The 25,661-nt window shown below is 42.8% G+C and carries 26 protein-coding genes; 12 read left to right on the top strand and 14 right to left on the bottom strand.

Features of this window, described 5'->3' with window-relative positions; genetic code table 11:
- Positions 1–100 precede the first annotated feature (100 nt).
- The 6 genes from coaBC to A7P55_RS19570 all read left to right on the top strand — a co-directional run bounded on the left by coaBC (position 101) and on the right by A7P55_RS19570 (position 4,473).
- On the top strand, positions 101–1,357 hold the full coding sequence (gene coaBC / locus A7P55_RS19595) for a bifunctional phosphopantothenoylcysteine decarboxylase/phosphopantothenate--cysteine ligase CoaBC (protein ID WP_005319215.1): 1,257 nt from the start codon (positions 101–103) through the stop codon (positions 1,355–1,357).
- 155 nt (positions 1,358–1,512) lie between these two features.
- Positions 1,513–1,890, top strand: a complete 378-nt coding sequence (locus tag A7P55_RS19590; RefSeq protein ID WP_171553463.1) for a cytochrome b562 — start codon at positions 1,513–1,515, stop codon at positions 1,888–1,890.
- A 168-nt stretch (positions 1,891–2,058) separates the two neighbouring features.
- Positions 2,059–2,904 carry a methylated-DNA--[protein]-cysteine S-methyltransferase gene (locus A7P55_RS19585; RefSeq protein ID WP_171553462.1) on the top strand — a complete coding sequence of 282 codons (846 nt, stop codon included), beginning with the start codon at positions 2,059–2,061 and terminating at the stop codon, positions 2,902–2,904.
- Positions 2,891–3,628 (top strand): 2OG-Fe(II) oxygenase, encoded by a 738-nt coding sequence (locus A7P55_RS19580; RefSeq protein ID WP_171553461.1) that lies wholly within the window; start codon positions 2,891–2,893, stop codon positions 3,626–3,628. The genes A7P55_RS19585 and A7P55_RS19580 overlap by 14 nt, the downstream gene beginning before the upstream one ends.
- Positions 3,629–3,632: 4 nt before the next feature.
- Complete coding sequence (locus A7P55_RS19575; RefSeq protein WP_171553460.1) at positions 3,633–3,878, top strand: Ada metal-binding domain-containing protein; 246 nt, start codon at positions 3,633–3,635, stop codon at positions 3,876–3,878.
- Entirely contained in the window at positions 3,865–4,473 is a 609-nt protein-coding gene (locus tag A7P55_RS19570; RefSeq protein WP_171553459.1) for an alpha-ketoglutarate-dependent dioxygenase AlkB, read from the top strand. Before A7P55_RS19575 ends, A7P55_RS19570 begins: the two co-directional genes overlap by 14 nt.
- A 12-nt stretch (positions 4,474–4,485) precedes the next feature.
- Here A7P55_RS19570 and A7P55_RS19565 read toward each other — a convergent pair whose 3' ends face one another.
- From A7P55_RS19565 to rsgA, 5 genes are all read right to left on the bottom strand, one after another.
- Entirely contained in the window at positions 4,486–4,974 is a 489-nt protein-coding gene (locus A7P55_RS19565) for a hypothetical protein (RefSeq protein WP_171553458.1), read from the bottom strand.
- 87 nt (positions 4,975–5,061) lie between these two features.
- A complete protein-coding gene (gene secB, locus A7P55_RS19560) occupies positions 5,062–5,520 on the bottom strand; it encodes a protein-export chaperone SecB (protein WP_004804306.1) in 459 nt (152 codons plus the stop codon).
- Between the two features lie 32 nt (positions 5,521–5,552).
- Positions 5,553–5,813: a glutaredoxin 3 gene (gene grxC, locus A7P55_RS19555; RefSeq protein ID WP_004804307.1), complete on the bottom strand. Its 261-nt coding sequence runs from the start codon at positions 5,811–5,813 to the stop codon at positions 5,553–5,555.
- Positions 5,814–5,824: 11 nt separating this feature from the next.
- Positions 5,825–6,241: a rhodanese-like domain-containing protein gene (locus tag A7P55_RS19550; protein WP_005319236.1), complete on the bottom strand. Its 417-nt coding sequence runs from the start codon at positions 6,239–6,241 to the stop codon at positions 5,825–5,827.
- A gap of 94 nt (positions 6,242–6,335) precedes the next feature.
- Positions 6,336–7,394: a ribosome small subunit-dependent GTPase A gene (gene rsgA, locus A7P55_RS19545; protein WP_171553457.1), complete on the bottom strand. Its 1,059-nt coding sequence runs from the start codon at positions 7,392–7,394 to the stop codon at positions 6,336–6,338.
- Between the two features lie 124 nt (positions 7,395–7,518).
- Here rsgA and orn point away from each other — a divergent pair, with 124 nt between their 5' ends.
- The 3 genes from orn (at position 7,519) to A7P55_RS19530 (ending at position 9,884) form a co-directional block, all read left to right on the top strand.
- Entirely contained in the window at positions 7,519–8,079 is a 561-nt protein-coding gene (gene orn, locus A7P55_RS19540) for an oligoribonuclease (RefSeq protein WP_005184949.1), read from the top strand.
- 125 nt (positions 8,080–8,204) lie between these two features.
- Entirely contained in the window at positions 8,205–8,939 is a 735-nt protein-coding gene (locus A7P55_RS19535; RefSeq protein WP_005146880.1) for a Bax inhibitor-1/YccA family protein, read from the top strand.
- 141 nt (positions 8,940–9,080) lie between these two features.
- A complete protein-coding gene (locus A7P55_RS19530) occupies positions 9,081–9,884 on the top strand; it encodes an enoyl-ACP reductase (RefSeq protein WP_171553456.1) in 804 nt (267 codons plus the stop codon).
- 96 nt (positions 9,885–9,980) lie between these two features.
- Here A7P55_RS19530 and A7P55_RS19525 read toward each other — a convergent pair whose 3' ends face one another.
- From A7P55_RS19525 to A7P55_RS19485, 9 genes are all read right to left on the bottom strand, one after another.
- Complete coding sequence (locus A7P55_RS19525) at positions 9,981–10,463, bottom strand: hypothetical protein (RefSeq protein ID WP_171553455.1); 483 nt, start codon at positions 10,461–10,463, stop codon at positions 9,981–9,983.
- A 345-nt stretch (positions 10,464–10,808) separates the two neighbouring features.
- Entirely contained in the window at positions 10,809–12,209 is a 1,401-nt protein-coding gene (locus tag A7P55_RS19520; protein ID WP_171553454.1) for an efflux transporter outer membrane subunit, read from the bottom strand.
- Between the two features lie 258 nt (positions 12,210–12,467).
- Positions 12,468–14,459 carry a MacB family efflux pump subunit gene (locus A7P55_RS19515; protein WP_171553453.1) on the bottom strand — a complete coding sequence of 664 codons (1,992 nt, stop codon included), beginning with the start codon at positions 14,457–14,459 and terminating at the stop codon, positions 12,468–12,470.
- A 1-nt stretch (position 14,460) separates the two neighbouring features.
- Entirely contained in the window at positions 14,461–15,804 is a 1,344-nt protein-coding gene (locus A7P55_RS19510; RefSeq protein ID WP_171553452.1) for a MacA family efflux pump subunit, read from the bottom strand.
- A 108-nt stretch (positions 15,805–15,912) separates the two neighbouring features.
- Positions 15,913–16,743 (bottom strand): Sir2 family NAD-dependent protein deacetylase, encoded by an 831-nt coding sequence (locus A7P55_RS19505; protein ID WP_171553451.1) that lies wholly within the window; start codon positions 16,741–16,743, stop codon positions 15,913–15,915.
- Between the two features lie 42 nt (positions 16,744–16,785).
- Positions 16,786–17,781, bottom strand: a complete 996-nt coding sequence (gene holA / locus A7P55_RS19500; protein ID WP_171553450.1) for a DNA polymerase III subunit delta — start codon at positions 17,779–17,781, stop codon at positions 16,786–16,788.
- Between the two features lie 9 nt (positions 17,782–17,790).
- Positions 17,791–18,300, bottom strand: coding sequence for an LPS assembly lipoprotein LptE (gene lptE / locus A7P55_RS19495; protein WP_016543094.1), 510 nt, complete (start codon positions 18,298–18,300; stop codon positions 17,791–17,793).
- Positions 18,301–18,457: 157 nt separating this feature from the next.
- The gene (gene leuS, locus A7P55_RS19490; RefSeq protein WP_171553449.1) at positions 18,458–21,082 is read right to left on the bottom strand and encodes a leucine--tRNA ligase; all 2,625 of its coding nucleotides are present in this window, start codon (positions 21,080–21,082) and stop codon (positions 18,458–18,460) included.
- 143 nt (positions 21,083–21,225) lie between these two features.
- A complete protein-coding gene (locus A7P55_RS19485) occupies positions 21,226–21,573 on the bottom strand; it encodes a DUF4124 domain-containing protein (RefSeq protein ID WP_171553448.1) in 348 nt (115 codons plus the stop codon).
- A gap of 508 nt (positions 21,574–22,081) precedes the next feature.
- On the opposite strand from A7P55_RS19485, the gene A7P55_RS19480 reads away from it, so the two are divergent.
- From A7P55_RS19480 to ilvC, 3 genes are all read left to right on the top strand, one after another.
- Positions 22,082–23,806 (top strand): acetolactate synthase 3 large subunit, encoded by a 1,725-nt coding sequence (locus A7P55_RS19480; protein WP_004804328.1) that lies wholly within the window; start codon positions 22,082–22,084, stop codon positions 23,804–23,806.
- A complete protein-coding gene (gene ilvN / locus A7P55_RS19475) occupies positions 23,806–24,297 on the top strand; it encodes an acetolactate synthase small subunit (RefSeq protein WP_004804329.1) in 492 nt (163 codons plus the stop codon). Before A7P55_RS19480 ends, ilvN begins: the two co-directional genes overlap by 1 nt.
- 124 nt (positions 24,298–24,421) lie before the next feature.
- Entirely contained in the window at positions 24,422–25,438 is a 1,017-nt protein-coding gene (gene ilvC / locus A7P55_RS19470) for a ketol-acid reductoisomerase (protein WP_005210468.1), read from the top strand.
- Positions 25,439–25,661 lie beyond the last annotated feature (223 nt).

The following is a 25,661-nucleotide window of genomic DNA, read 5'->3' as shown; positions in this document are numbered from 1 at the left end:
TTTCGATTATCGTCAGCGCTGAAATGTTGAGGGTGCTACTTGGGTATCCACTTATTTAATGCTATTGTGAGCGCCACTGCAACAGTAAGGTATCCTGTTTGTGAGCTTCGATCTAAGTGTTATTCCCCATAAAAACATTATTTTAGCGGTTACAGGTGGTATTGCTGCCTATAAAAGTGCCATTTTGGTGCGCCGTTTAAAAGATTTCGGTTTTGATGTCCGTGTGGTCATGACCCATGGCGCACAAGCATTTATTACCCCACTCACTTTTCAAGCACTTTCAGGCAATCCTGTGCATACCGAATTGCTTGATCCTGAAGCTGAAGCAGGCATGGGACATATCGAATTGGCACGTTGGGCTGATTTGGTTCTGGTTGCACCTGCCAGCTGTGACAGCATTGCAAAATTTGCCAATGGCTTGGCGGATGATCTGCTCAGTACACTATATCTGGCCACCAAAGCACCTGTTTGGGTTGCACCAGCAATGAATCAGCAAATGTGGGCAGCAAAAGCCACACAACGCAATTTGCAAACTTTGGTTGAAGATGGCGTGCATGTGATCATGCCAGATGCAGGCGAGCAAGCCTGTGGTGATGTCGGTCTAGGGCGTATGCCTGAACCTGAAGATCTAGCGCGCCAAGTTGCAGCCTACTTCCATAAAGCGCAACGTGCCTTGGCCGAAAAATTCGGTTTGTTAGCTGGAAAGCGCGTCACCATTACCGCTGGCCCGACCCGTGAAGCGATTGACCCTGTACGTTATATTTCCAACCATAGTACTGGCAAAATGGGCTTTGCCTTGGCAGCAGCGTGTTATGCAGCAGGGGCAAAAGTTACGTTGGTGGCAGGCCCTGTCAGTTTGGATACGCCGAATGGTGTGCAACGTATGAATGTGAGTTCTGCCATGCAGATGCTTGATGTCAGCATGAACCAACTGAAAGACGGCTGTGACATCTTTATCGCAACCGCAGCAGTGGCGGATTATCGTGTGGCACAAGTGGCTGAGCACAAGATTAAAAAAGCAGGTGATGAGCTTGCGGTGGCGTTAGTCAAAAATCCAGATATCGTGGCGACCATTGCACAGCAGGAACAACGTCCATTCATGGTTGGCTTTGCTGCTGAAACGCAAAATGTTGAAGAATACGCTGCTGGTAAACTGGTAGCGAAAAAACTGGACATGATTGCCTGTAATGATGTGTCACGTCCAGATATCGGTTTTGCCTCAGATGAAAATGCCATGACCGTGTTCTTTGCCCAGTCTTATCACATGAAAAAGCGTGAGCTGGAAAAGGCATCAAAACAAGAGATTTCGCAGCAGTTGGTTGAGTCGATTGCCGATGCTTTACGCCGTCGCCTATAAAGTCTGAACGCGATCTTTTTTATCAAAATGCAACGATTTCGTTGCATTTTTTATGTATGCTAAATCAGCAATTGCCATTGATGCTCTAAAGTCAAAGCACGATGTTTTGCGCCAAGAAATTAAGCCATAGCCACAGTTTTTGATAGGATATCCTAATGATTAAAAAAACTTTAGCCACCGTTGTGATGTTATCCGCGTTTGCATTGAGCCATACGGCAATGGCTGCGGGTTTAGAAGATGACATGAAAACGCTGGGAAAAAATTATAAAGCGTTTAACCAAGCTGCAACGCCACAGGCTGCAACAGCTGCTTTGGATAATATGCGTGCTGCTGCGACCCATTCAAAACAGTATAAATTAGCGCCGAATACCACTGAAAAAGTGCCAGCATCAACTGCTTTATTTGATCAGATTGTCGTGGAGATTGATAAGACTAAACTGTTGGTGCAAGCAGGCAAGCTGGATGAGGCGAAAAAACAAGGCAAAAAGATTGCTGAATTACGTGACCAAGGACATAAGTATTACACCCATTAATCTATAAAGATTGGTCATCGAAATGAGAGAGCTGTACTTCAAAAAGTACGGCTTTTTTTATTGGGATTTGAGACGATAGCAAGACAAAACGAAGACTGAGCATGATTCAGATTTTCACAGAATGGCAAAGTTGCTACAGTGAAAACATGAATGATGAGAGGTGATGATATGTCCTCACAACAACGTAATTATGAACGCATTGCTCAAGCGATTCAGTATATTCAACAGAATTTTCAGCAACAGCCGCAACTGGATGAAGTCGCTGCACATATTCATTTAAGCCCAGCACATTTTCAGCGTTTATTTACCGAATGGGTCGGCACCAGTCCGAAGAAATTTTTGCAGTATATAAGTGTTGAACATGCCAAGAAGATTTTAAAACAAGAACAGGGCAGCATTTTTGATGCAACCTTTGCCACAGGATTGTCTAGTACCAGTCGATTACATGATCTGTTTGTTCAGATCGAAGGGATGACCCCTGCTGAATATAAACATGGTGGACAGAGCCTGACGATTCACTATCAATTCGCAGAGACCTTGTTTGGTGAAGTGTTGATTGCATCCACACATAAAGGTATTTGTGCACTGAGTTTTGTGGACAATCGGGCTGATGCCTTGCAGCAGTTAACAGCACAATTTCCTCAGGCCGTGATTATTGAACAGATCGATACATTTCAACACAGTGCTTTAGCCTTATTTCAAAAGGATCAACCGCAATTGGCAGAGATTAAACTACATTTAAAAGGCACCGAGTTTCAGCTCAAAGTGTGGCAAAGCCTGCTCAAGATTCCGATGGGGCAGCTCGCTACTTATGGTGAGTTGGCCAAAGCGATTGAGCATCCCAAAGCTGCACGAGCAGTAGGCACCGCTATTGGCAGTAATCCTGTAGCATTCCTGATTCCCTGTCATCGGGTGATTCAGTCTACAGGTGCTTTTGGTGGCTATGAGTGGGGAACATTGCGTAAAACAGCATTGATTGGTTGGGAAGGTGCACACACCCATGCAGCCACCTGAATTGACACAAATCCAAGCGGTGATCGATCAGATTCAAGCTGCTGATTGGGAGGCCATCACTGAGCAAATGCACCAACAAGGCTTTGCCCTGATCGAGCAGGTTCTATCGACCGAGTTATGTGAAATGCTGAAACAGGCATATCCGCAAACAGAACTGTATCGTAAAACCGTAGAGATGCAGCGTTATCGTTTTGGTCGAGGTGAATACAAGTATTTTACTTACCCCTTACCGAATCTGATTGAGCGGATACGGCATGAGATTTATCCATATTTGGTACCGATTGCCAATGCATGGTTTCGGGTGCTGAGATTAGAACGTTCCTTTCCATCCTCCCATGCTGAGTTTTTACAGCAGTGCCATCAACAGGGACAAAGGCTGGCAACGCCATTGATTTTGAAATATGGACAAGGCGGCTTTAATACGCTTCATCAGGATTTATATGGTGAGGTGTATTTCCCGATACAGTTGGTGATTGTATTGAGTCAGCCGAATGTGGATTTTAGTGGTGGCGAGTTGGTCTTCACTCAGCAAAACCCAAGAGCGCAGTCTAAAGCCATGGTGATGCAGCTACAGCAAGGTGATTTGTTGATTTTCACCACCCAATTTAAGCCTGAAAAAGGCAGTCAGGGTTATTATCGGGTCAATATGAAACATGGTGTCAGTCCCATTCATCAAGGGGAGCGTTATAGCCTCGGGATTATTTTCCATGATGCGGTGAGTTAATCTGATGTGGCGGCATCTAGAATTAACACAGACCGAGTTACACCAGAAACTGAAACAGCAACAAATTGTATTTGCAGGCAATGTACAGCTTAAGATTTATGGCAGATTGACCTGTGCTTCAGGGAAGCGCATGCTGAAAAAGAATCGGGTCTTTTTTGTCGATGAGCATGAAGCGATTGCACAGGGCTATCGACCTTGTGGACATTGTATGCGGCAGGCCTATAAGAAGTGGAAAGATGCAACTATTTGATATTGAAGCTGACCCAGAGCAGAATTATTTGCCTTATGATGGCACGGTACAGTACTACGGCAAAGTGGTGCAGACCGCGGCGGCAGATCATTATTTTGATCAACTGATGCAAAGCATTGCATGGGAAAATGATCAGGCGCTGATCTTTGGAAAGTTATTGACGACTAAACGTAAGGTGGCGTGGTATGGAGATCGACGCTTTGAATATACTTATTCCAATATGAATAAATATGCCTTGCCTTGGACACAGGAATTACTGGAGTTAAAACAACTGGCCGAAAGTTTAACGGGGGAGACATTCAACTCTTGTTTGCTTAATCTTTATCATAGTGGTGAAGAAGGGATGGCTTGGCATAGTGATGGTGAAACGGATTTAAAAAAAGATGGTGCGATTGCCTCATTTAGTTTTGGCGCAGAGCGTAAATTCGCATTTAAACATAAGCAGAGCAAAGAAAAAGTCGAACTTTATTTAGAACATGGCAGCTTATTGGTGATGAAAGACACCACGCAGACCTATTGGTTGCATCGCTTACCACCGACCAAAAAAGTCAGTACGGCGCGGGTGAATCTGACCTTTAGAACCATTGTGGAATAAGCCTATTTCAGATTAGACATAGTGATAAAGTTCAACATCAGAAAACGTTGCATTAAATGCTTCTATCAGGTGATTAATCTGTTCAGTTTGGTCGGGAACCAGCATCCAATAAGGATTTTCATTCGAGATCAATAACAAGGCCAAACCATGTTGTTCTGCAACGGCATAGATATTGTCAAATAAAATCGCATAGATATGTTCAGCAAAATCAATTTCATTCTGCTGTTCTGGAGCGCTCTCTGCATATTCAGCAAAGACTTGTTCAACCTCAGTTTCAATACGATTATTCAGTTGTTCAATATCGACTTGAGCTTGTTGTAGTTGATAGCACTTGTCGGTGTCATTGTCATAGTATTCTTTTAACTCAACATATTGAATGTTGGAATGTAAGGTATTGACCCAATTGATAAATTGATGAAAATCGTGTGCATGAGCAGGATAAGGAACCTGTGTCAATTCAGGAAAGACCTGCTGGCATAGCGGATAAAGTGTTGTGGTCATGGTTTATTCTCGTTTTATTCGGATCTTTTTTATTATGATAAAAAAACCACAGCAATTGCTGTGGCTTTTTTGCTTCGCGATTAAAGCTTATGCTTGACCTTGTGCATCTGCATCCGCTTGTAGGCGTTGCATGTTTGCTTCAAATTCAGCATCAAAGTTGATTGGAGTAAGCAGCAATTGTGGGAAGCTACCTTTAGTTACTAAATCATTTACTGCTTCACGTAAGAACGGGAACAAGATATTTGGGCAGTACGCGCCCAAGATGTATGGAAGGCGATCTTCTTCTACACCATCAACCAAGAAAATGCCTGATTGAGTGACATCAACGATGAACGCAGTTTCATTTTCGTTGTTGGCTTGAACCACAACTTTTAAAGACACTTCGTAGTGGGTTGCATCAATTTTTTCTGCAGCAGAAGATAAATTGATGTTCAGTTCAGGTTGCCATTGCTTGGTAAAAACTTGTGCACCTGGAACTTCAAAAGAAATGTCTTTGGTATAAATACGTTCTAACGCGAGTTGTGGTTGAACTTGTTCTTCGCTCATTGTTTTTCCTTAAATCTTGGATTTAGATGTTGTTAAGCTAATAATTGGTCGAGTTTGCCTTCACGCTCTAAAGCATAAAGTTGATCAAAACCGCCAATAAATTGGTCTTTGATAAAAATTTGCGGCACCGTACGGTGATTGGTACGTTGCATTAACTCAAGACGAACTTCTGGTGCTTCATTAGAAAGATTAATTTCTTTATAAGCAACGCCTTTACGCTCAAGTAATTGTTTTGCGCGTACGCAATATGGGCAAGAAAGCGTTGAATAAATGGTGACGTTTTGAGTAGTCATTTTATCTCTCCTTAAGCTTTGGTTTTGCTTTTCACTAAAGGTAAGCCTTGAGCTTTCCAGTTGCTAATACCGCCGTCTAAGCGGTAGCTGTCGGTATGACCAACTTTCTGCAATGCTGAGCCTGCAACCTGACCTAAGTTACAAATGAAGACCAGTGGACGATCACTTGCTTTTAATTCATCGATATGACTTGTAATCTGGCTGTATGGAATGTTACGACTACCACTGATGTGTCCATCACGGAAATCTTTTCCATCACGTAAGTCGATCAAGATGGCATTTTTTGCCTTGACCAAAATACCTAGAGATTGTGGTGAAATTTTACGACCATTGCGTTGCCCTTCTAAAATAAAGAACAACACGATTAACACGCCGAGCGCACCAAATAAGAAGGGGTGATTCCCCATAAACTCTAACCAGCGTTCCACAAGTCACCTAAAGTTAAAATCAAAATTGACCCTGAGTATAACTTATCTCAATGGTGATCAAAATCTTTAGTTCAAGGGCAAGCAGCGAAGAAAATTAACTTTTTTGCTGTGCTTCCTGAATTTCATCCAGTAAACGTAAATAGCTGTCTAAACGGCGCGGCAAAATTTCGCCATCATCAACCGCTTGTTTCAGCGCACAATTTTTCTCATGCGTATGGGTGCAGTTACGGAACTGGCACAGCCCTAAATGCGCTTCAATCTCTGGAAAACCGGTACGAACCTTTTCTAAACTGAGATGCCACAGCCCAAATTCACGAATCCCTGGGGAGTCAATCAACGCACCGTTTGTTCCAAATTTAATCAAACGTGTTGAGGTTGTCGTGTGCTGACCCAGTGCCGAGTTCTCAGAAATGATATTGGTTTTCTGTGCTGCATCAGGAACGATGGTATTAATCAGTGAGCTTTTTCCGACACCTGATTGTCCCACGAAAGCCACGGTTTCATTATCAATGCGGTTTGAAAGCACAGATAAGTCACCTTGTGAATGACAAATCAAGGTTTCATAGCCTAAAGATTCATATTCGCTGAGCAAGGTCAGAATCGGGTCATTTTCAGTGAGCAAGTCGGATTTATTCAACACCAATAACGCGGGAATATTGGCATCGGCACACGCGACCAGATAACGGTCAATCAATGTCGGTGCTGGTTCTGGCAGCGGGGCAAATACAATCACAATTAAACTGATATTGGCTGCGACAGGTTTGACCTTATGGTAACGGTCGGGGCGAGTCAGTAAAGATTGTCTTGGATAAATCGCGGTGATAATGCCCAAGCCCGTAATTGGATCAGCCTGCCATTTAACCCGATCGCCTGTGACCAAAAGTTCTAGGTTGGTACGGGTATGACAACGCCAAACGCTGTCGAGTTCAATTGGTTTCCAGAACGGTTCTGGTTCGCCTTCAGCCACGTGTGGTTTTTCAGGGTGCTGTTCAGGCACAGATAAAGCTTGTACTTCGAGTTGACGACCATAATGCTGAACAACCAGTCCATCCAGATCTTGCGATGTATCAATGTCGTCTTGACGTGATTTATGCTGTTTCTCAATACGACGTTGCTGTTGTTCGGTTAAACGACGCTTACGAATTAAAGCCATTCATATCCCAAAAAATCCACACTTTGAAGACCGCAAAAATAGCACGAAGCCACTATAGAATTACAGCCAAGATGTAATTAATTTGCTACTATTGATGTTTTTAAGCACTTTAGAATCGCCATCCATGAGTAGCACCCCTGATACACGATTAATTTGGATCGATCTGGAAATGACAGGTCTTGATACCGATAATGATAAGATTATTGAAATTGCAACAATTATTACAGATGACCATTTGAATATCTTGGCTGAAGGACCTGTTTTAGCGGTACATCAATCTGATTTGATTCTAAATGCGATGGATGAGTGGAATACTAAGCAACATGGCCAGTCGGGTCTGATTGAGCGAGTACGCCGCAGTAAGTTAAAGGCTCAAGATGCAGAACAGCAAACCCTTGAGTTCTTAAAGAAATGGGTGAGTCCAAAATCATCACCAATGTGTGGTAACTCGATTTGCCAAGATCGCCGTTTCTTGCATCGTTTAATGCCTGAGTTAGAACAATTCTTCCATTATCGTAATTTAGATGTGTCTTCGGTGAAAGAGTTAGCGAAACGCTGGAGACCTGAAATTATGAGTGGTTTAAAGAAAAATGCATCCCACTTGGCGATGGATGATATCCGTGATTCGATTGCAGAATTGAAATACTACCGCGAATACTTTTTTATCATGAATAACGATAAGTAATCAGTTTATGAACAATGTATAAAAAGGAGCGTATGCTCCTTTTTTAATATGTGAAAAAATTTGGGCTTGCTCAAAAAATCGCTTAAACTCGGCTTTTAATTGCAAACTATAAAAAGAGAGCGTACATGCAAAGTACTAACCCCATTTTAACGCGGGTAGAAACTTATCAGGATTTGGCTGAGCCCATGACCATTCAGGGTGCGATCCAAAAATCTGTACTTCTAACCGTGATTGCTGCCGTTCTAGGTATGGCCTTATTTTTCTACTGTGCGATGACAGCCAATCTGTCGATTGCCTATGCTGCAACGATTATTGGTGCAGTGGGTGGATTAATCCTTGCCTTGATTACCACATTTAAATCCAATACTGCACCAGCTTTAGCCATTCCTTATGCTTTATTTGAAGGAGCATTTTTAGGTGGCGTATCGTTTATTTTCCAGTTGAAGTATCCAGGTGTTCCTTTACAAGCATTGCTTGCGACTTTCGTGACCACATTGGTGTTATTTGCCTTATATAAATTTCAGATCATTCGTGCCACTGAAAAGTTTAAAGCAGTTGTGATTTCAGCTTCGATTGCGATTGCCTTGGTGTTTGTCGTACAGATCATTTTACGTTTAGCATTTGGTTCAAGCATTCCTTATATCTTTGAAAGCAATTGGTTGGGTATTGGCTTTGCTGCCTTTGTTGCGGTCATCGCATCATTAAACCTGATCTTAGATTTTGACTTGATTGAAAATGCGGCTGCACAACGCGCACCAAAAGCATTTGAATGGATCTGTGCCATTGCCTTATTGGCAACTTTGGTGTGGATGTATTATTCATTCTTGCGTTTACTCAGTTTGCTTCGTGGCGATGACTAAGCCCAAAGCAAGATAAAATACCAATCGTCTTCTCTTGAAGGCGATTTTTTTATGCAAGATTGTAAAAAAGGTGGATTATGCAATTCCGCAAGCGGCGGAATATTGGCATGATGTGGTGAAAATTTTTCGAGTGAGAATAAGATGTCACAAGGACTTTTAGCTGGTAAACGTTTTTTAATTGCCGGTATTGCAAGTAAATTGTCGATTGCTTTCGGTATTGCTTCTGCCTTACACCGTGAAGGTGCTGAGCTTGCGTTTACTTATCCAAATGAAAAGCTGAAAAAACGTGTCGATGATTTTGCAGCACAGTTTGGTTCAACACTGGTTTTTCCTTGTGATGTTGCTGTTGACGCAGAAATTGACAATGCTTTTGTTGAATTGGCAAAACACTGGGATGGTTTAGACGGTGTGGTGCATTCAATTGGTTTTGCACCTGCGCATACCTTAGATGGTGATTTTACTGACGTGACTGATCGTGATGGTTTTAAAATTGCGCATGATATTAGTGCCTATAGCTTTATCGCGATGGCACGTGCGGCTAAACCATTATTGCAAGCGCGCCAAGGTTGTTTATTGACTTTGACTTACCAAGGTTCTGAGCGTGTGATGCCGAACTATAACGTGATGGGAATGGCGAAAGCATCATTAGAAGCAGGAGTACGTTATTTGGCGTCAAGCTTGGGTACAGATGGTATCCGTGTCAATGCAATTTCTGCGGGCCCAATCCGTACTTTAGCAGCTTCAGGCATCAAGTCTTTCCGTAAAATGTTAGATGCCAATGAAAAAATCTCTCCACTTAAACGTAATGTAACGATTGAAGAAGTGGGCAATGCTGCATTATTCCTTTGCTCGCCGTGGGCTTCGGGTATTACTGGTGAAATCATGTATGTCGATGGTGGATTTAATACCGTAGGTATGAGTCAGTCGATGATGGATGATGAATAATTAGATTGATCTAAATTATTTGATAAAGCCGCTTTTAGAGCGGCTTTGTTTTTTAACAAGGTAAAATTTTAAAGAAATATAACCTATCTTTTGGACTCACTTATTATGTTTTTCTATACCGTTAAACCATTGTTCAGGATCTTTAGCGAATAAATACGCATTTGATTTCTTTAGATGACTGATTACTTCGAATACATTTGGTTCAACTATGCACTTTTGTTCAGGTATAAAAAATACACAAGAAAGCTTTTGTGCAATAGCAACGATTTGTTCAATATCTAAAACAAAATGTCCCTGCATATCTATTCGGAACTGAATATCTTCTAACTTTCCTTCTTTATTCCATACTTGAATATCAGTTCCTTTTTCACAACCAAAACTTAATAAGTCTTCATGCCATGATTCAGATAATGGGTAATATTTTATAATTTCTTCTTTTACTCCATTTGTTGTTGAATTTTTCCAAGTAAAAGAGACATCATAATGACCTTCTGAATTATAAAAGCTCGACACTTCTTTCCCATTGGTATCGAACCAGCTTTTGGGTATTAAGCAGGCTTTAAATTGCCAGGCTGCCATAGGATTTTCTCCTATCTCATTTTTGAGCGAATGCTATGCGTGTCAAATTTTAGTTAAATATTTTATCTTGGTATGTATTTATGACGAAAGTACTTCTCTTACCTTTTTAGAGTCAATTTCTTTCCAGCGAGATACGGGCCTACGGCTAGAGGTAGTCTCAACGATTAATTCAATTCTGTAATCTGAATTATATTTTCTTTTTTTAAAGAGCTCATGTAAGTAGATAGCAAAATCTTCGGCTAATTCTAATGAATCAAGGGAAACACATTTATCAAACGTATTCACCAGATCCAGAATAATCCTGATCTGGTGAAAGAATAACAGCGCAAAACAATAGCGCTAGGGCTATTGTTTTGGTAGTTCTTTTACAGGACTTCCACCCATAGCTTGCATTAATGTCACATAGGCATTGTATTGATTCTGCTTGGTTTCAACCAAACTGAGTCGTGCATTACGTGTGGTTTCCTGCGCATCCAATAAGTTCTTTAATGCAATTGCACCATTGCGATAACGCACTTCGGTTAAACGTTCAGTTTTATCTGCCAGCTCAACATTACGTTGCTGTAACTGCACTTGCTGATTTAGCTGAGTGCGATTTGATAGCGCATTTTCAACATCAGCAAAAGCTTGATACAGCGTCTGACGGTATTGGGTAATGGCTTTTTCATATTCAAGATCACTGATCGCAATGTCTTTCTTCATATCATTATATTGAAGGAAGGGCAGGCTCAAGCTCGCACCCAAAGTTAAAGCCGGATTCTTTATCAGTTGAGTTAAAGAGGTGCTTGAAGAACCAACATTCCCGGTCAAATTAATTGAAGGGTAATAGCTGGCTTTGGTCGCATCTTTATTGGCTAAGGTCTTACGCAAACGTAATTCAGACGCTTGTAGGTCTGGGCGACGCGATAGAATATCAGCAGGAAGTCCAGTAGCGATATTCGGCAGGGCATTGCGAGGTAACTGCGCAGGCTCTTGAATGTTCAGTTGTTGTACGGGTTCATGTAGCAAAACGGCAATCGCGGTACGTGTTTCGACGCGTTGCTGTTCGATCTGGCTAAGGCTGGCTTTTTGGCTTTGCACGGATTGTTCCGCTTGGGTTAAATCCAAACCAGATACCGCACCTGCTTTGTATTGTGATTGCACCAAAGAGTAGGTTTTTTGGGTCGAAGCCAAGTTTTGCTGAATGGTTTGATAGCGTTCATTCAGATAGCCCAACTGCCAATACAGCTTTGCTGTCGTGCCAACCAAACTTTGTGCAGTCGCTTGTAAATCTTGTTCAGTGGCTAAGGCTTCCCATCGGCTTGCTTCCGTTTGATTGGCGAGCTTGCCAAATAAATCGAGTTCATAGCTAACGCCAACGCTAGTCGATAAACCACGATCAGAGCCATCGCCAGAACGCAGATCAATATTATGGCCTGCGGAAACACTAGAACTGGTTCGAATCCCTTGTTTATTTTCAGCGAGACCTGCTTGTAGTCGAGCTTGTTGCAGGGTGATGCCTGCAACAGTTAAATCACTATTTTTAGCCAACACTTGATCGACCAATTGATTTAATTGGGCATCATTAAATAATCTCCACCACTGATCAGTTAAATTGATGCTTTTACTTTTTTGTGCATCGTATTGGAACTGTTGTGGCACTTGGACAGTTGGTGCGTTATAGGGTGTTTTGACGACAGCAGAACAGCCAGCTAATGATGTGCTGAGACAAAGTGCAAGTGCGATTTTATGTTGTTTGAATAACATTGATCGTCATTCCCTTAATAATTTGAAAGAGCATGATTATCGAGACAGTGTCTTATCGAGTTCTCATCCATTTTCAGTTTAAGCCTTCGGCTCGACCTACTTTTCTTTCGGGAAAAGTAGGCAAAACCATCGTCATCCGCAAAACCTGTTCTATTTTTTCATTTATCTAACTTTTCACAGAAACAATATCTTGTTGATACCACGCAGGTTGCGGATGACATTCCCGAGTATCTTATTTCTGAGATCAATTTTTGATGGTTATTCTCTCGCTAAAGCAGCAACTGGATCGAGTTGTGCTGCATTTCGTGCTGGCAAGAAGCCAAATACAATACCAATCATGCTTGAGCAGACAAAGGCTGCAACAATCGAAGTGGTCGAATAACTCATTTCAATGATGCCTTTGGCAAAGTGTCCAATAATTTGTCCAATCCCTAAAGATAGCAGTACACCCAAGATACCGCCCAATAAACAGACCAGAATCGCCTCAATCAGGAATTGCTGCAAAATATCACTTTGACGTGCACCGACCGCCATACGTACCCCGATTTCTTGCGTCCGTTCGGTCACAGAAACCAGCATAATATTCATCACGCCAATACCACCCACCACCAAGGAAATGACCGCAATCGCTGAAATCAGCAAGGTCATGGTTGCAGTGGTTTGCTGGATGGTTTCACGAATACTGTCAGAGTTTTGGGTAAATACATCTTGTGCGCCGTGACGCTGTTCCAGTAAGGTCAGAATCGCATTTTCAGCCGCGCTGCTTGGGTATTCATCTTTGATACGCACGATGATGCTACGTACATTGGATTGACCTAACATACGGCTCATGACAGTCGAGTAGGGCAGATAGACGTTGAGGCTGTCTGAATTTCCCATAAAGCCTTGCTGGGCATCAATCACGCCAATAATTCGACTTGGAACACTACCTAATAGCAGCACTTGACCCACAGGATTGGTACCATCTGCAAAGAAGGTCTTTTCAGTATTGGTATCAATCACCACATCTTGGGCACGTTCAGTCACACTTGCCTTATCAAAAGGTTGCCCTGATTTAAAGGTCATACCACGAACATAGAAGAAATCAGCACTGACACCATTGACAGTTGCTGCGGCTTCGGTATCTTTATAACGTAGGGTTAAACTGGTATTGGCAGAAGGACTCACTCCATCCACATAGGGCTGTTCGGCCAGTGCTTCGGCATCGGCAGGTACTAGTGTTTTGACTTGTGAGGTCCGTGAGTTATCACCAAAGCCACGACCTTGATAGACGGTAATGGTATTGGTGCCCAGACTACTAATATTTTCCAAAATTTGCTTCTGTGAACCATTCCCCAGCGCCACTACCGAAACCACGGATGCGATCCCGATAATAATCCCGAGCATGGTCAAAAAGGTCCGCATGCGGTGCGCGTTCATGGCGAGTAATGCCATGCGGAATGCTTCACCAAGACGGTCAAAGAACGAACGCCAAGCAGAGGTTTTCTTCTGCGGGTTACGTTCAAGGGTTTGATGCTCAAGTTCTGGATCACCATGTTCAGGCTCATTGGCACGGTCTGAAATAATATTTCCGTCACTGATCTCGATAATACGAGTCGCATTTTTAGCAACATTCAGGTCATGGGTGACCAGAATAATGGTATGGCCCTTGGCATTCAGCTCACGCAAAATGCGCATTACTTCGATACCGCTATTCTTATCCAATGCACCTGTGGGTTCATCGGCAAGAATCACATCGCCACCATTCATCAGCGCACGTGCAATCGATACACGTTGTTGCTGACCACCAGAGAGTTGGCTTGGTCGATGATGCAAACGTTCTTCTAGCCCTAGTTCGGATAACAATTCGGCAGAGCGTTCTTGACGAAGATGGCTGTCGACGCCTGCATAAATGGCAGGAACTTCAACGTTACCAGAAGCACTCAAATCGCCGAGTAAGTGATAACGCTGGAAAATAAAACCAAAATATTCACGGCGTAATTGTGCCAGTTCATCTGGTTCTAGTTGGCGTGTTTCTCGACCATTGACCTTGTAACTCCCTGCGCTGGGCTTATCAAGACAACCCAAGATGTTCATCAAGGTGGATTTACCCGAACCTGATTGCCCGACAATCGCAACCAACTCACCTGCATAAATTTTTAAATCAATGCCTTTGAGAATCTGTACGGTTGCTTCACCCGCAGGAAATTCACGGGTGAGCTGACTGACCTCAAGTAGTGGTTGAGATGAATGTGTTTGATTTTGAGTCATATTACATTCTCATTGCACGTTGATTGCTACGTTTGGCTGCTTCATTTGAGCTGTCAGAGGCATCTGCAATCACCACTTGATCGCCTTGTTTTAAGCCTTTCAGCACTTGTGCGGTGACACGGTTATTCAGACCAATCAACACAGGTTGCGGTTGAGCCGTACCATCCGCTTGTAGCACACGCACCATACCTGTTGAAGCTTTACCTTGTGCAACCAGTGCCTTTTCTTCTTCACTTAGCTCTAGGTGTTTTGGACGTTGTGTCTTGTCAGCATCCGGTTTTTTCGCTTGTTCAGCTGATGACGCACCATTGGCTTGGCTACCCTTAGCACGGTTACCACGTTGAGTCTGGATGGCTGCCGCTGGAACCGTTAGTGCATTCTTTGCTTCTGCCAATACAATATAAACCTGTGCGGTCATATCAATACGAAGTTTGCCGTCTTCATTCGGTACATCAAATAAAGCGTTGTAGTACACCGCAGCATTCGATGTTGATGAACTGCTGCTACTGCTGGTTTCGGTATTAATGGAGTTTGGTGCAGGTTCCACTTGGCGCAATTTAGCGTAATGTTTTTTATCGCTATTGCCTAAAGTAGTGAAATACACGGTTTGACCTTGTTCAACTTTCATGACATCGGCTTCAGAAATCTGCGCTTTAATGGTCATGGTGTCGAGTTTAGCCAATTTTACAATCGTTGGCGCAGTTTGATTGGCGTTTACGGTTTGACCTTCTTCCGTCACAATCGCCACAATGGTGCCATCCATCGGTGCAACGATACGGGTATAACCCAAATCTTCTTTGGCAGTTGCAAGTGTTAAGCGAGATTGTTCAATTTGTGCATTGATCGAGGTGATCTGAGCTTGTGCTGTTTTAAAGTTAGCCAATGCTGTTTCAAGTTCAGCACGTGAAGTTGCATCTTGGCTAAACATGGCTTGCTGGCGTTTGTATTCAGCTTCGACCTTAGCAAGATTGGCCTGTTGTACTGCCAGCTGCGCTTGTTGATTTTTAATACTGGCATCGGCTGTTTTGAGTTCGTTTTCTTGGCGAATTGAATCAATTTGTGCGATTAACTGACCTTGTTTGACTTGGTCACCCAATTGCACATACATTTTTTTCACCTGACCCGATACCTGCGCACCAACACTGACCATTTTGGTGGCTTCCAGTACCCCAGTTGCCAATACCGAATCTTCGATATCGCCGCGAGAGACTTCAGCGCTAATATACTGTGGTGCTTGGGCTTTAGGTTTGAAGAACATCCATCCGAGCGCTGCAATGATCAGCACCCCGATAGCGATCATAATGATTTTACGAGGTTGGATTTTTTTTGCGTTTGTTTTTGGCATGGCAGCAGGTCAAAAGTGAAAAACTGGACTTAGTATAAAAGTGAAATAAGGATAAAGCGTGAATATTTTTAATCTAGAATGAGAATTATTTGCTTTTTTGCCGATAAGTTATTCTATAAAAATCTGATAAATACTGCGCACTCCTTGTTCGGCAGTTGTTGCAAGGACGATACCCCCTTGTGCAGGGAGAGTATATTCACGTAGATTAATTCGAATCAGACCTGGCGCAAATTGCTCACTAAAATAACGCACGGTTGGAATGGCTGTACCAGCGCCCATTTCGATCACAACCGGACGCTGATGATCTTTTAGAAAAGCTTTTAAGCGTTTTGCCTGCTGATCATGTTGATGGCTTAACCAATTCATATCATTGAACATTAAGATATTCGGTCGTGCCAGACCGCCACAGTGTGGACATTGTGGTAACTGTCCTCGCCATTGACAGTCTTGATGATCGATTTCTGGCCTTAATTCATCTGCTGGCCAAATGATCGGTGTACACGCGTCCAGACATTGCAGATGGTGAATTGAACCATGACATTCATAGATCAGATCAGAAGCAAAGCCTGCTTTTTGAAATTGGCCATCGACATTCGAGGTAAATACAAAAGTGGGCAGTTCTAATATTTCAGCCAGTTGCTTCAGTTGTTGAAAGCCTGAATGTGGCGTGGTCTGACGATAGAGTGCCAATCGATGCCCATAAAATCCCCAAGCCAAACGTGGATGTCGTTTAAACGCAGCTGGATTGGCAATTTCGGTAAAATCGATGTGCTGTTTGCCAAGTTCAGGGTAGGCTTGCCACATGCCCTGATTACCGCGAAAGTCAGGTAGACCTGAATCGACGCCCATACCTGCACCCGCACTGATGATCAGGCTGTCAGCATGTTGGAATAGACTTTTGATCTGCTTGATTTGGTTGGGGTTTAAATGGAATGACATGCGTTGATCCATTATTCTTATTATCTGATGGAGATGAATGCTTTAAGCAGGTTGAGCAAACAGTGTCGTACCACACAGTTCAGCTAAGGCTTGTAGCATTAGATGTTCTGGATTTTCTTTGGACATACCTTTGATCGCGGCATCAATACGCAACAATAAATCAGACCAAGTTAGGAATTGTCTCGGATTTAAACGACGTAGAGCTTGTTGATATTGTGATACTTTGGTTTTCCAGATTCCGAGTTGAATCGCATTATGTGGCTGTTCAAACAATTGCATCAATAAGCGCATTTCTTTGCTTAGGGTCCATAAAATCAAACTATCAGGCTCACCCGCAGCGATCAGATATTGGTAAATCTTGACGGATTGCGCCAAGTTTCCGGCAAGCAAGGCATCACTTAAATCATAAGTCGTATAACGCGATTGGTCCTGTAAGCAGGAATACAATTGTTCAATCTGGATCTGTTGGATATCGGGGAACGTATCCGCAACACGCATTAAACTGTTTTTAGCAGCCAACAAGTTATGTTCATGATGCTGCATCAACCATTGCCAAGCATCATGATTCAGTTGAATCCCCAGTTTTTCGGCTTCGATGCTTAAGATGCGTTGTCGGTCTTGTGGGTAGGTCGCCGTCAGCGCAACCACAACACCATTGGCTTCGACCACTTGAAAAAAAGCCGATTTTAAACTGCTGCTGTCTTGCTTTGGTAAAACAATCAGTAAGAGGTTATGCTCATTATGTTGAATATAGCTCTTAAGCAGTTTTAAGCCGTTAGCATCGGGCTTGATATTGCCATGCACTTCAATTGCAAGTTGTTGTGAAAATAGCGATAAACTGTTGAGCGCATTAAAGACATTTTTCCAGTCATTGACACTACTAATGTCATAACGTTGCCGTTCAACTTCTTGTTCTTGCCAGCTTTTACGGAAAGTGTCGAGCAGATTTTGTTCAAGCAAAGGCTCTTGTCCATGCATGATCCATGCACCGCGAGCCTCATCAACCCGTTTTAAGGCTTGCACATAATCCAGTTTCATAATGATGAATTAAGGTTGTGCTTTCGGCAAACGATTGGCTGCAATCTGACGCGTGATTTGCTGTGCCATATCATCAATAAGAATGCGATTCAAATATGCTTCTTGTTGATTATCGGTATTCACCGTTGCCACGTCGTATTGATAGGTACGAGAAGCAGTTAAGGTACGCGGTTCAGTAATTTGCTTACCTTGGCGGTCTTCAATCTGGAAAGTCACGGTTAAACGCAATAAGGCCTCAGTCAATTTACCATTCAACAGTTGACGGCGTGGAGTGTAATCCAGCACACGAAGCACATAGGCATCATTGGCATTACTGAGTTGTACGCCCGTTGCACCAAGATAAATGCTGAGCTGGTTTTCAAACTGATCCGTATTGTCAGGTAGGACTAAAGTCAGCTTGTTGTAGACCAAAGGTGCCGCTGTCGGGTTACTTCCCTTTAGATGAAAGCCACAGCCGACCAAGCCTGCACTTAGACCTAAAGTTAAAACGATAGTAGCTAAACGTTGAGCTAAATGCATGCTTTGTCCTTTATGATATTCCATTCAATATGGAAGATTTAATCTTGATAAATTGACCACATTTTAGAATCAAAGCCCGATGAATGACAGCGGGCTTTGATGAGGTTTTGTTTCTACAAATTCCGTCTGCTAGTCGCAGGGGAATTTAAGCAGCACATTAAACCACTAAATTAACAAGTTTATTCGGTACTACAATTTCTTTCTTGGTTGGGCCAGTCAAGAATTGTTGCACTTCTGGTAATGCTTTTGCCAAAGCCAATAACTCATCTTTTGAGATATCGACTGCGACGTCTAACTTAGCACGAAGTTTACCATTCACTTGTACAACAATCGTTTGCGTATTACGGGTTAACGCTGACTCATCCACTTGTGGGAATTCAATCGTTGTTAATTCCAAACCAAACTGAGTTAACAACGTTTGACTCAAATGTGGTGCAAATGGGGCAAGTAGCGTCAATAAGGTGGTGATTGCTTCACGTGCAACAGCAACATCATTGTCATCTTTTGCTTCAAACTTGTTGCTGGCATTGAGCAATTCCATCAATGCTGCAATTGCCGTATTGAACGCATGACGACGTTCGATGTCATCACCCACTTTTTGAATGGTTTCGTGGGTTTTACGACGTAAATCTTGTGCATCTTTCGATAAGTTTGCAGTATCAATTGCCGTTGCTGGGTTGCCTTTTTCCAAGAAGCCAGCAGCCAAACGCCATACACGTTTCAAGAAGCGGTTAGCCCCTTCAACACCGGCATCAGACCATTCGAGTGATTGATCTGGTGGTGCAGCGAACATCATGAAGACACGAGCCGTATCTGCGCCGTATTGATCAATAATCGCTTGCGGATCAATGCCGTTGTTTTTCGACTTCGACATTTTTTCTTGTCCGCCGATTACAACTTCTTGGCCATCGCCTGAATATTTCGCCGAAAGAATACGACCTTTTTCATCACGCTCTAATTCGATGTCAGCAGGGTTGAACCAAGTTTTTTTGCCATTCTCAGCTTCACGATAGAAGGTATCAGCCAACACCATGCCTTGGGTGAGCAAGTTAGTGAAGGGTTCATTACCATGTACCACACCTTCATCACGCATCAATTTATGGAAGAAACGTGCATAAAGTAAGTGCAAGATGGCGTGTTCAACACCACCGATATATTGGTTCACAGGAAGCCAGCTTTGCGCCGCTTCAGGTTTCACCATACCGCCAGTAAAGTCTGGAGATGCGTAACGTGCGTAGTACCAAGAGGATTCTACAAAGGTATCCAAGGTGTCTGTTTCACGACGCGCATCGCCGCCACAGCTTGGGCATTTGGTTTCATAGAATTCAGGCATCTTATTCAATGGGTTACCTGAACCATCTGGAACCACATCGGTCGGTAAAACGACAGGTAATTGATCTTCTGGAACGGTGACTTGACCACAGCTATTACAGTTGATCATTGGAATTGGGCAACCCCAGTAACGTTGACGAGAAACACCCCAGTCACGTAAACGGAATTGAACCTTAGAATTAGCTAAGGCTTGTGGTTCTAATTTTGCAAGGAAGGCATCAAAAGCAGCTTGGAATACAAGACCATCAAACTCGCCAGAATTAACCAGTTTGCCATCTTTAGAACCGTACCATTCTTGCCATTCAGCAGCTGAGTATTCAGCATCTTCAACACCTTTGGCATCAATCACTTGTTTGATTGGCAAGTTGAACTTATTGGCAAATTCAAAATCACGTTCGTCATGTGCAGGAACGGCCATTACAGCGCCTGAACCGTATGACATTAATACATAGTTAGCAATCCAAACTGGGAGGTCTTCACCTGTGACTGGGTGCTTAACAGATAAACCTGTTGCCATACCTTTCTTTTCAGCCGTGGCTAAATCCGCTTCGGCAACTGAACCCATACGGCATTCTTCAATAAATGCAGCAAGTTCAGGATTGTTTTCAGCCGCTTTCAGCGCCATTGGATGTTCTGCTGCAACAGCAACATAAGTCACACCCATCAAGGTATCAGCACGCGTGGTATAAACGGTTAGGCCATCTGCATAGATTGCTGGATTCGCAGAAGGGAAGGTAATTTCCATTCCCGTTGAACGACCAATCCAGTTACGTTGCATGGTCAAGACCTGTTGTGGCCAACCATCTTTTAACGTATCTAAATCGTCTAATAATTCTTGTGCATAGTCGGTAATGCGGAAGTAGTACATTGGAATATCGCGTTTTTCAACCAATGCACCTGAACGCCAACCACGACCATTTTCAACTTGTTCATTCGCAAGTACGGTCTGGTCAACGGGGTCCCAGTTCACGGTTGATAACTTACGATAGATCAAGCCTTTCTTATAAAGTTGTACGAATAACCATTGTTCCCAGTGGTAGTACTCTGGTGTACAGGTTGCAAACTCTCGATCCCAGTCGACAGACAGACCCAATTTTTTTAATTGGTCACGCATGTAGGCAATGTTTTCAAACGTCCATTTTGCGGGTGCAACTTGGTGTGCAATCGCTGCATTTTCAGCCGGCAAACCAAATGCATCCCAACCCATGGGTTGTAATATTGTTTCACCTTTTAAACGATGGAAACGGCTGATCACGTCACCAATGGTGTAGTTACGCACATGCCCCATGTGCAGTTTGCCACTTGGGTACGGGAACATCGACAGGATATAGCGATGTTTGCCCTCTACAGTGTCTGCAACTTTAAAAACTTTGCGATTGTCCCAGTCTTGTTGAACTTGAGGCTCAATGGCACTTGCTTGATATTCGGAGTCAATGTGAGAAGTCGTCATAGGGATATGCGATACAACAAAAAAGTAAAGTTAAGATTGCTGCACAGCATAGCGCAAAATTGTAGGAAATGTCAGTTTTTAGATCGGGATTTTATCTGCAAGGCCGCCGTATTGAAGCTGACCTTGCAGGTTCAGATCGCAATTTAGCCCTCTGATGATGCTGGTGCAGGTGGAGGGCTTTGTGGTTTAACTGAGTTCGCTGGTGTGGATGGCGCTGTCTGCGGTGCTTGCGGTGTTACATTCGGTGTGGCTTCAGGATTCACTGGATGGCTTTGTTGATTCGTTGGATTGGTGCTTTGATGGCTATTGCCATACGTTGAAACTTTGTCCAAACGCTTTGCACCTTTGGGTGGCGGCGTGGTGGTGTAATGAGTAGAACCATTGGCATCGACCCATTTGTAATATTGTTGTGCATAGTTTTGGCTAGAACAAAGCAATAGAGTAGCGGCTGAAATTGTGTATAAGATTGTTTTTAAATAAGATGTCTTCATATTTGATCTCCCCAAGAGAATGCTGAATATATTCGATCAAAGTGTCTAAATAAGCAGTTTACAATGCCTATTTTAAAGCAAAAAGAAAATAGTTTTTTGATAAATGGGCGTTTAACAAGACCAAATTATTCTGTGAAATGTGTTTAAAAAAACGGCAGCTAAAAAATATTCGTTAAAATCCTTTTCTTTGTTCTTGACATTGCTTATGAAAGAAACAAGAATGCTTTCTCAAGTTTTATATGTGTTTATTTGATCACCCTTCGAATAAATGTCATGGCTTGCAATGGACATTCTTTCTAGCCGAGAGAATGATTTTTTGAAATATGCTTATCCCAGCACATTTTGATTCGAGATGTCATCAAGTTTATACGGCTGATGAGTCTCAGAAAATTTTTCCTATTGCAGCAAAAACGAGTAGAATACGCACACTTATAAGAAGTGCAAAAGTTAATGAATGAACACAATTTATGTCTCCCATAAATTGTGCAAAATACTAGGGTGAATCACGTTGGAACTTTTATCTGGTGGTGAAATGCTCGTTCGTGCGCTTGCGGACGAAGGCGTAGAGCATGTTTTTGGGTATCCAGGCGGCGCTGTATTACATATTTATGATGCGCTATTTCAACAAGACAAAATTAACCATTACCTCGTGCGTCATGAGCAAGCTGCTGGTCACATGGCAGATGCATACTCACGCGTAACAGGTAAAACAGGTGTGGTACTGGTCACTTCTGGACCAGGCGCGACGAATACCGTCACTCCAATCGCAACAGCCTACATGGACTCAATCCCAATGGTGATTTTGTCTGGTCAGGTTGCAAGCCATCTTATTGGAGAGGATGCGTTCCAAGAAACAGATATGGTTGGTATTTCTCGTCCAATCGTAAAACACAGTTTCCAAGTGCGTCACGCGAGTGAAATTCCTGCAATTATTAAGAAAGCATTCTATATCGCTTCGTCTGGCCGTCCGGGTCCAGTGGTTGTTGATATTCCGAAAGATGCGACCAACCCTGCAGAAAAATTTGCCTACGAATATCCAGAAAAAGTGAAGATGCGTTCATATCAACCGCCTTCACGTGGTCACTCAGGTCAAATTCGCAAAGCGATTGATGAGTTGATTACGGCTAAACGCCCAATGATCTATACGGGTGGTGGTGTCGTTCAAGGTAATGCATCTGGCTTATTGACAGAACTTGCACATTTATTAGGTTATCCAGTTACCAATACCTTGATGGGTTTAGGTGCTTTCCCGGGTAACGATCCACAATTCGTGGGCATGTTAGGGATGCATGGTACCTATGAAGCTAACATGGCAATGCACAATGCAGATGTGATTTTGGCCATTGGTGCGCGTTTCGATGACCGTGTAACCAATAACCCTGCAAAATTCTGTCTCAATGCCAAAGTGATTCATATTGATGTTGATCCAGCAACCATTTCGAAGACCATTATGGCGCACATCCCGATTGTGGGTGCAGTAGAGCCAGTACTTCAAGAAATGTTGGCACAACTGAAACAAATGAATGTATCTAAGCCAAACCCTGAAGCAATTGCGGCATGGTGGTCTCAGATTAATGAGTGGCGTAAGGTACATGGCTTACGTTATGAAGCAGGTCAAAATGGTGTAATGAAACCTCAGCAAGTGGTTGAAGCATTAGATCGTGTGACCAATGGCGAAGCGATCATTACTTCTGACGTGGGTCAGCATCAAATGTTTGGTGCGAACTACTATAAATACAAACGTCCACGTCAGTGGATCAACTCTGGTGGCTTAGGCACCATGGGTGTTGGTTTACCCTATGCGATGGCTGCAAAGCTTGCATTCCCAGACCAGCAAGTGGTTTGTATTACAGGTGAAGCATCAATTCAGATGTGTATCCAAGAATTATCGACCTGCAAGCAATATGGCTTGAATGTGAAGATCCTTTGCTTAAATAACCAAGCTTTAGGCATGGTAAAGCAATGGCAAGACATGAACTACGAAGGACGTCATTCAAGTTCTTATGTAGATTCATTACCAGACTTTGCCAAGTTAATGGAAGCTTATGGTCATGTTGGTATTCAGATTGATCATGCGGATGAGCTGGAATCTAAGTTAGCTGAAGCGATGGCAATTAATGATAAATGTGTATTCATTAATGTCATGGTAGACCGTACAGAACATGTATATCCAATGCTGATTGCTGGGCAATCAATGCAAGATATGTGGTTAGGCAAAGGAGAGCGTACATAATGAGACATATTATTTCTGTACTCGTTGAAAATGAAGCAGGTGCGCTTTCTCGTTTGGTGGGGTTGTTTTCTCAACGTAATTACAACATTGAGACACTGAATGTTGCGCCAACTGAAGATGAAACCTTATCTCGTTTAACCTTAACGACTTATGGCGATGATCACAAAATTGAACAAATCACCAAGCAACTGAATAAATTGGTTGAAGTGGTAAAAGTGGTTGATTTGTCAGAAGGTTCACATATCGAACGTGAATTGATGTTGATCAAAGTGAAAGCCTTGGGTGCAGCACGTGCGGAAATTAAACGTACAGCTGACATCTTCCGTGCCCAAATTGTTGATGTAACACCAACGACCTATACCATTCAGATTGCAGGTACAACGGACAAGATTGATGGTTTTATTGATGCGCTTGCAGAAAATACCATTCTTGAAGTTGTACGCTCTGGTGTATCAGGCATCGCGCGTGGCGAAAAAGTTTTAACAATTTAAAAACCTCCTCCAGCCCTTCTTTGAAAAGAGGGGGATCACCTTCAAAGGTAATCATGGGGGAGCCTACAAAAGATCTGTCCTTGCAGAACAAGGGAAATGACAAAAATTTTAGCGGAGAAAACAGATGCAAATTTTTTACGATAAAGACTGTGACTTATCAATCATCCAAGGCAAGAAAGTTGCAATCATTGGTTATGGTTCACAAGGTCATGCACATGCACTTAACTTGAAAGATTCTGGCGTAGACGTAACTGTTGGTTTACGTGCTGGTTCTACTTCTTGGAAAAAAGCTGAAAACTCAGGTCTTAAAGTTTCTGAAGTTCCAGCTGCTGTTGCTCAAGCTGACTTAGTCATGATTTTGACTCCAGATGAGTTCCAATCTCAACTTTATCGTGACGTGATTGAACCAAACATCAAAGAAGGTGCAACTTTAGCATTTGCTCATGGTTTCTCTATTCTTTATAACCAAGTTGTTCCACGTAAAGACTTAGACGTAATCATGGTTGCTCCGAAAGCACCTGGTCACACCGTACGTTCTGAATACCAACGTGGTTCAGGTGTTCCTGACTTAATCGCGATCCACCAAGATGCATCTGGTAATGCACGTAACGTTGCACTTTCTTATGCTTCAGGCGTAGGTGGTGGTCGTACAGGTATCATCGAAACTTCTTTCCGTGAAGAAACTGAAACTGACTTATTCGGTGAGCAAGCAGTTCTTTGTGGTGGTGCTGTTGAATTGGTTAAAATGGGCTTCGAAACTTTGGTTGAAGCTGGTTATGCACCAGAAATGGCTTACTTCGAATGCTTACATGAACTTAAGTTAATTGTTGACTTGATGTTTGAAGGCGGTATCGCAGACATGAACTACTCAGTTTCTAACAATGCTGAGTACGGTGAATATGTGACTGGTACTGAAGTCATCAACGAACAGTCTCGTGAAGCAATGCGTAATGCATTGAAACGTATCCAATCTGGTGAATACGCGAAGATGTTCATCCAAGAAGGTGCGTTGAACTATCCATCAATGACTGCTCGTCGTCGTCAAAACGCTGCACACGGCATTGAAGTAACCGGTGGTAAGTTACGCGCGATGATGCCTTGGATCCAAGCAAACAAAATCGTAGACAAAGAGAAGAACTAAGTTTTAGTTTAATCTTTAAAAAGCCCTTGTTTGTACAGGGGCTTTTTTATTGTGTCATGTTGATTCGATGTGCGTTAGCGCAGTATCGCTTCACCTTTGCATTCGGAGCTTACGAAGCGATACTTCTCATCCTTTGTTAATCCTCGTTCATATCTTAGATTCAAGCGGACAAAATCGTAGATAAAGAGAAGGGCTAATCCTTCACCTAGATAATTTATATGCT

The sequence above is a fragment of the Acinetobacter sp. Ac_5812 genome (assembly GCF_013072695.1).
Lineage (GTDB): Bacteria > Pseudomonadota > Gammaproteobacteria > Pseudomonadales > Moraxellaceae > Acinetobacter.
The sequence above is the reverse complement of the archived record's forward strand: the minus strand, read 5'-3'. Positions and strand labels throughout refer to the sequence as shown.

Coding starts and splice junctions, on each gene's coding strand:
- A7P55_RS19590 (WP_171553463.1), top strand. CDS start 1,513: ATGATTAAAAAAACTTTAGCCACCGTTGTGATGTTATCCGCGTTTGCA.
- A7P55_RS19510 (WP_171553452.1), bottom strand. CDS start 15,804: ATGCCAAAAACAAACGCAAAAAAAATCCAACCTCGTAAAATCATTATG.
- A7P55_RS19530 (WP_171553456.1), top strand. CDS start 9,081: ATGTCACAAGGACTTTTAGCTGGTAAACGTTTTTTAATTGCCGGTATT.
- secB (WP_004804306.1), bottom strand. CDS start 5,520: ATGAGCGAAGAACAAGTTCAACCACAACTCGCGTTAGAACGTATTTAT.
- grxC (WP_004804307.1), bottom strand. CDS start 5,813: ATGACTACTCAAAACGTCACCATTTATTCAACGCTTTCTTGCCCATAT.
- leuS (WP_171553449.1), bottom strand. CDS start 21,082: ATGACGACTTCTCACATTGACTCCGAATATCAAGCAAGTGCCATTGAG.
- orn (WP_005184949.1), top strand. CDS start 7,519: ATGAGTAGCACCCCTGATACACGATTAATTTGGATCGATCTGGAAATG.
- A7P55_RS19520 (WP_171553454.1), bottom strand. CDS start 12,209: ATGTTATTCAAACAACATAAAATCGCACTTGCACTTTGTCTCAGCACA.
- holA (WP_171553450.1), bottom strand. CDS start 17,781: ATGAAACTGGATTATGTGCAAGCCTTAAAACGGGTTGATGAGGCTCGC.
- A7P55_RS19565 (WP_171553458.1), bottom strand. CDS start 4,974: ATGACCACAACACTTTATCCGCTATGCCAGCAGGTCTTTCCTGAATTG.
- lptE (WP_016543094.1), bottom strand. CDS start 18,300: ATGCATTTAGCTCAACGTTTAGCTACTATCGTTTTAACTTTAGGTCTA.
- ilvN (WP_004804329.1), top strand. CDS start 23,806: ATGAGACATATTATTTCTGTACTCGTTGAAAATGAAGCAGGTGCGCTT.
- A7P55_RS19570 (WP_171553459.1), top strand. CDS start 3,865: ATGCAACTATTTGATATTGAAGCTGACCCAGAGCAGAATTATTTGCCT.
- A7P55_RS19525 (WP_171553455.1), bottom strand. CDS start 10,463: ATGGCAGCCTGGCAATTTAAAGCCTGCTTAATACCCAAAAGCTGGTTC.
- A7P55_RS19505 (WP_171553451.1), bottom strand. CDS start 16,743: ATGTCATTCCATTTAAACCCCAACCAAATCAAGCAGATCAAAAGTCTA.
- A7P55_RS19515 (WP_171553453.1), bottom strand. CDS start 14,459: ATGACTCAAAATCAAACACATTCATCTCAACCACTACTTGAGGTCAGT.
- rsgA (WP_171553457.1), bottom strand. CDS start 7,394: ATGGCTTTAATTCGTAAGCGTCGTTTAACCGAACAACAGCAACGTCGT.
- A7P55_RS19575 (WP_171553460.1), top strand. CDS start 3,633: ATGTGGCGGCATCTAGAATTAACACAGACCGAGTTACACCAGAAACTG.
- ilvC (WP_005210468.1), top strand. CDS start 24,422: ATGCAAATTTTTTACGATAAAGACTGTGACTTATCAATCATCCAAGGC.
- A7P55_RS19535 (WP_005146880.1), top strand. CDS start 8,205: ATGCAAAGTACTAACCCCATTTTAACGCGGGTAGAAACTTATCAGGAT.
- A7P55_RS19485 (WP_171553448.1), bottom strand. CDS start 21,573: ATGAAGACATCTTATTTAAAAACAATCTTATACACAATTTCAGCCGCT.
- A7P55_RS19585 (WP_171553462.1), top strand. CDS start 2,059: ATGTCCTCACAACAACGTAATTATGAACGCATTGCTCAAGCGATTCAG.
- A7P55_RS19580 (WP_171553461.1), top strand. CDS start 2,891: ATGCAGCCACCTGAATTGACACAAATCCAAGCGGTGATCGATCAGATT.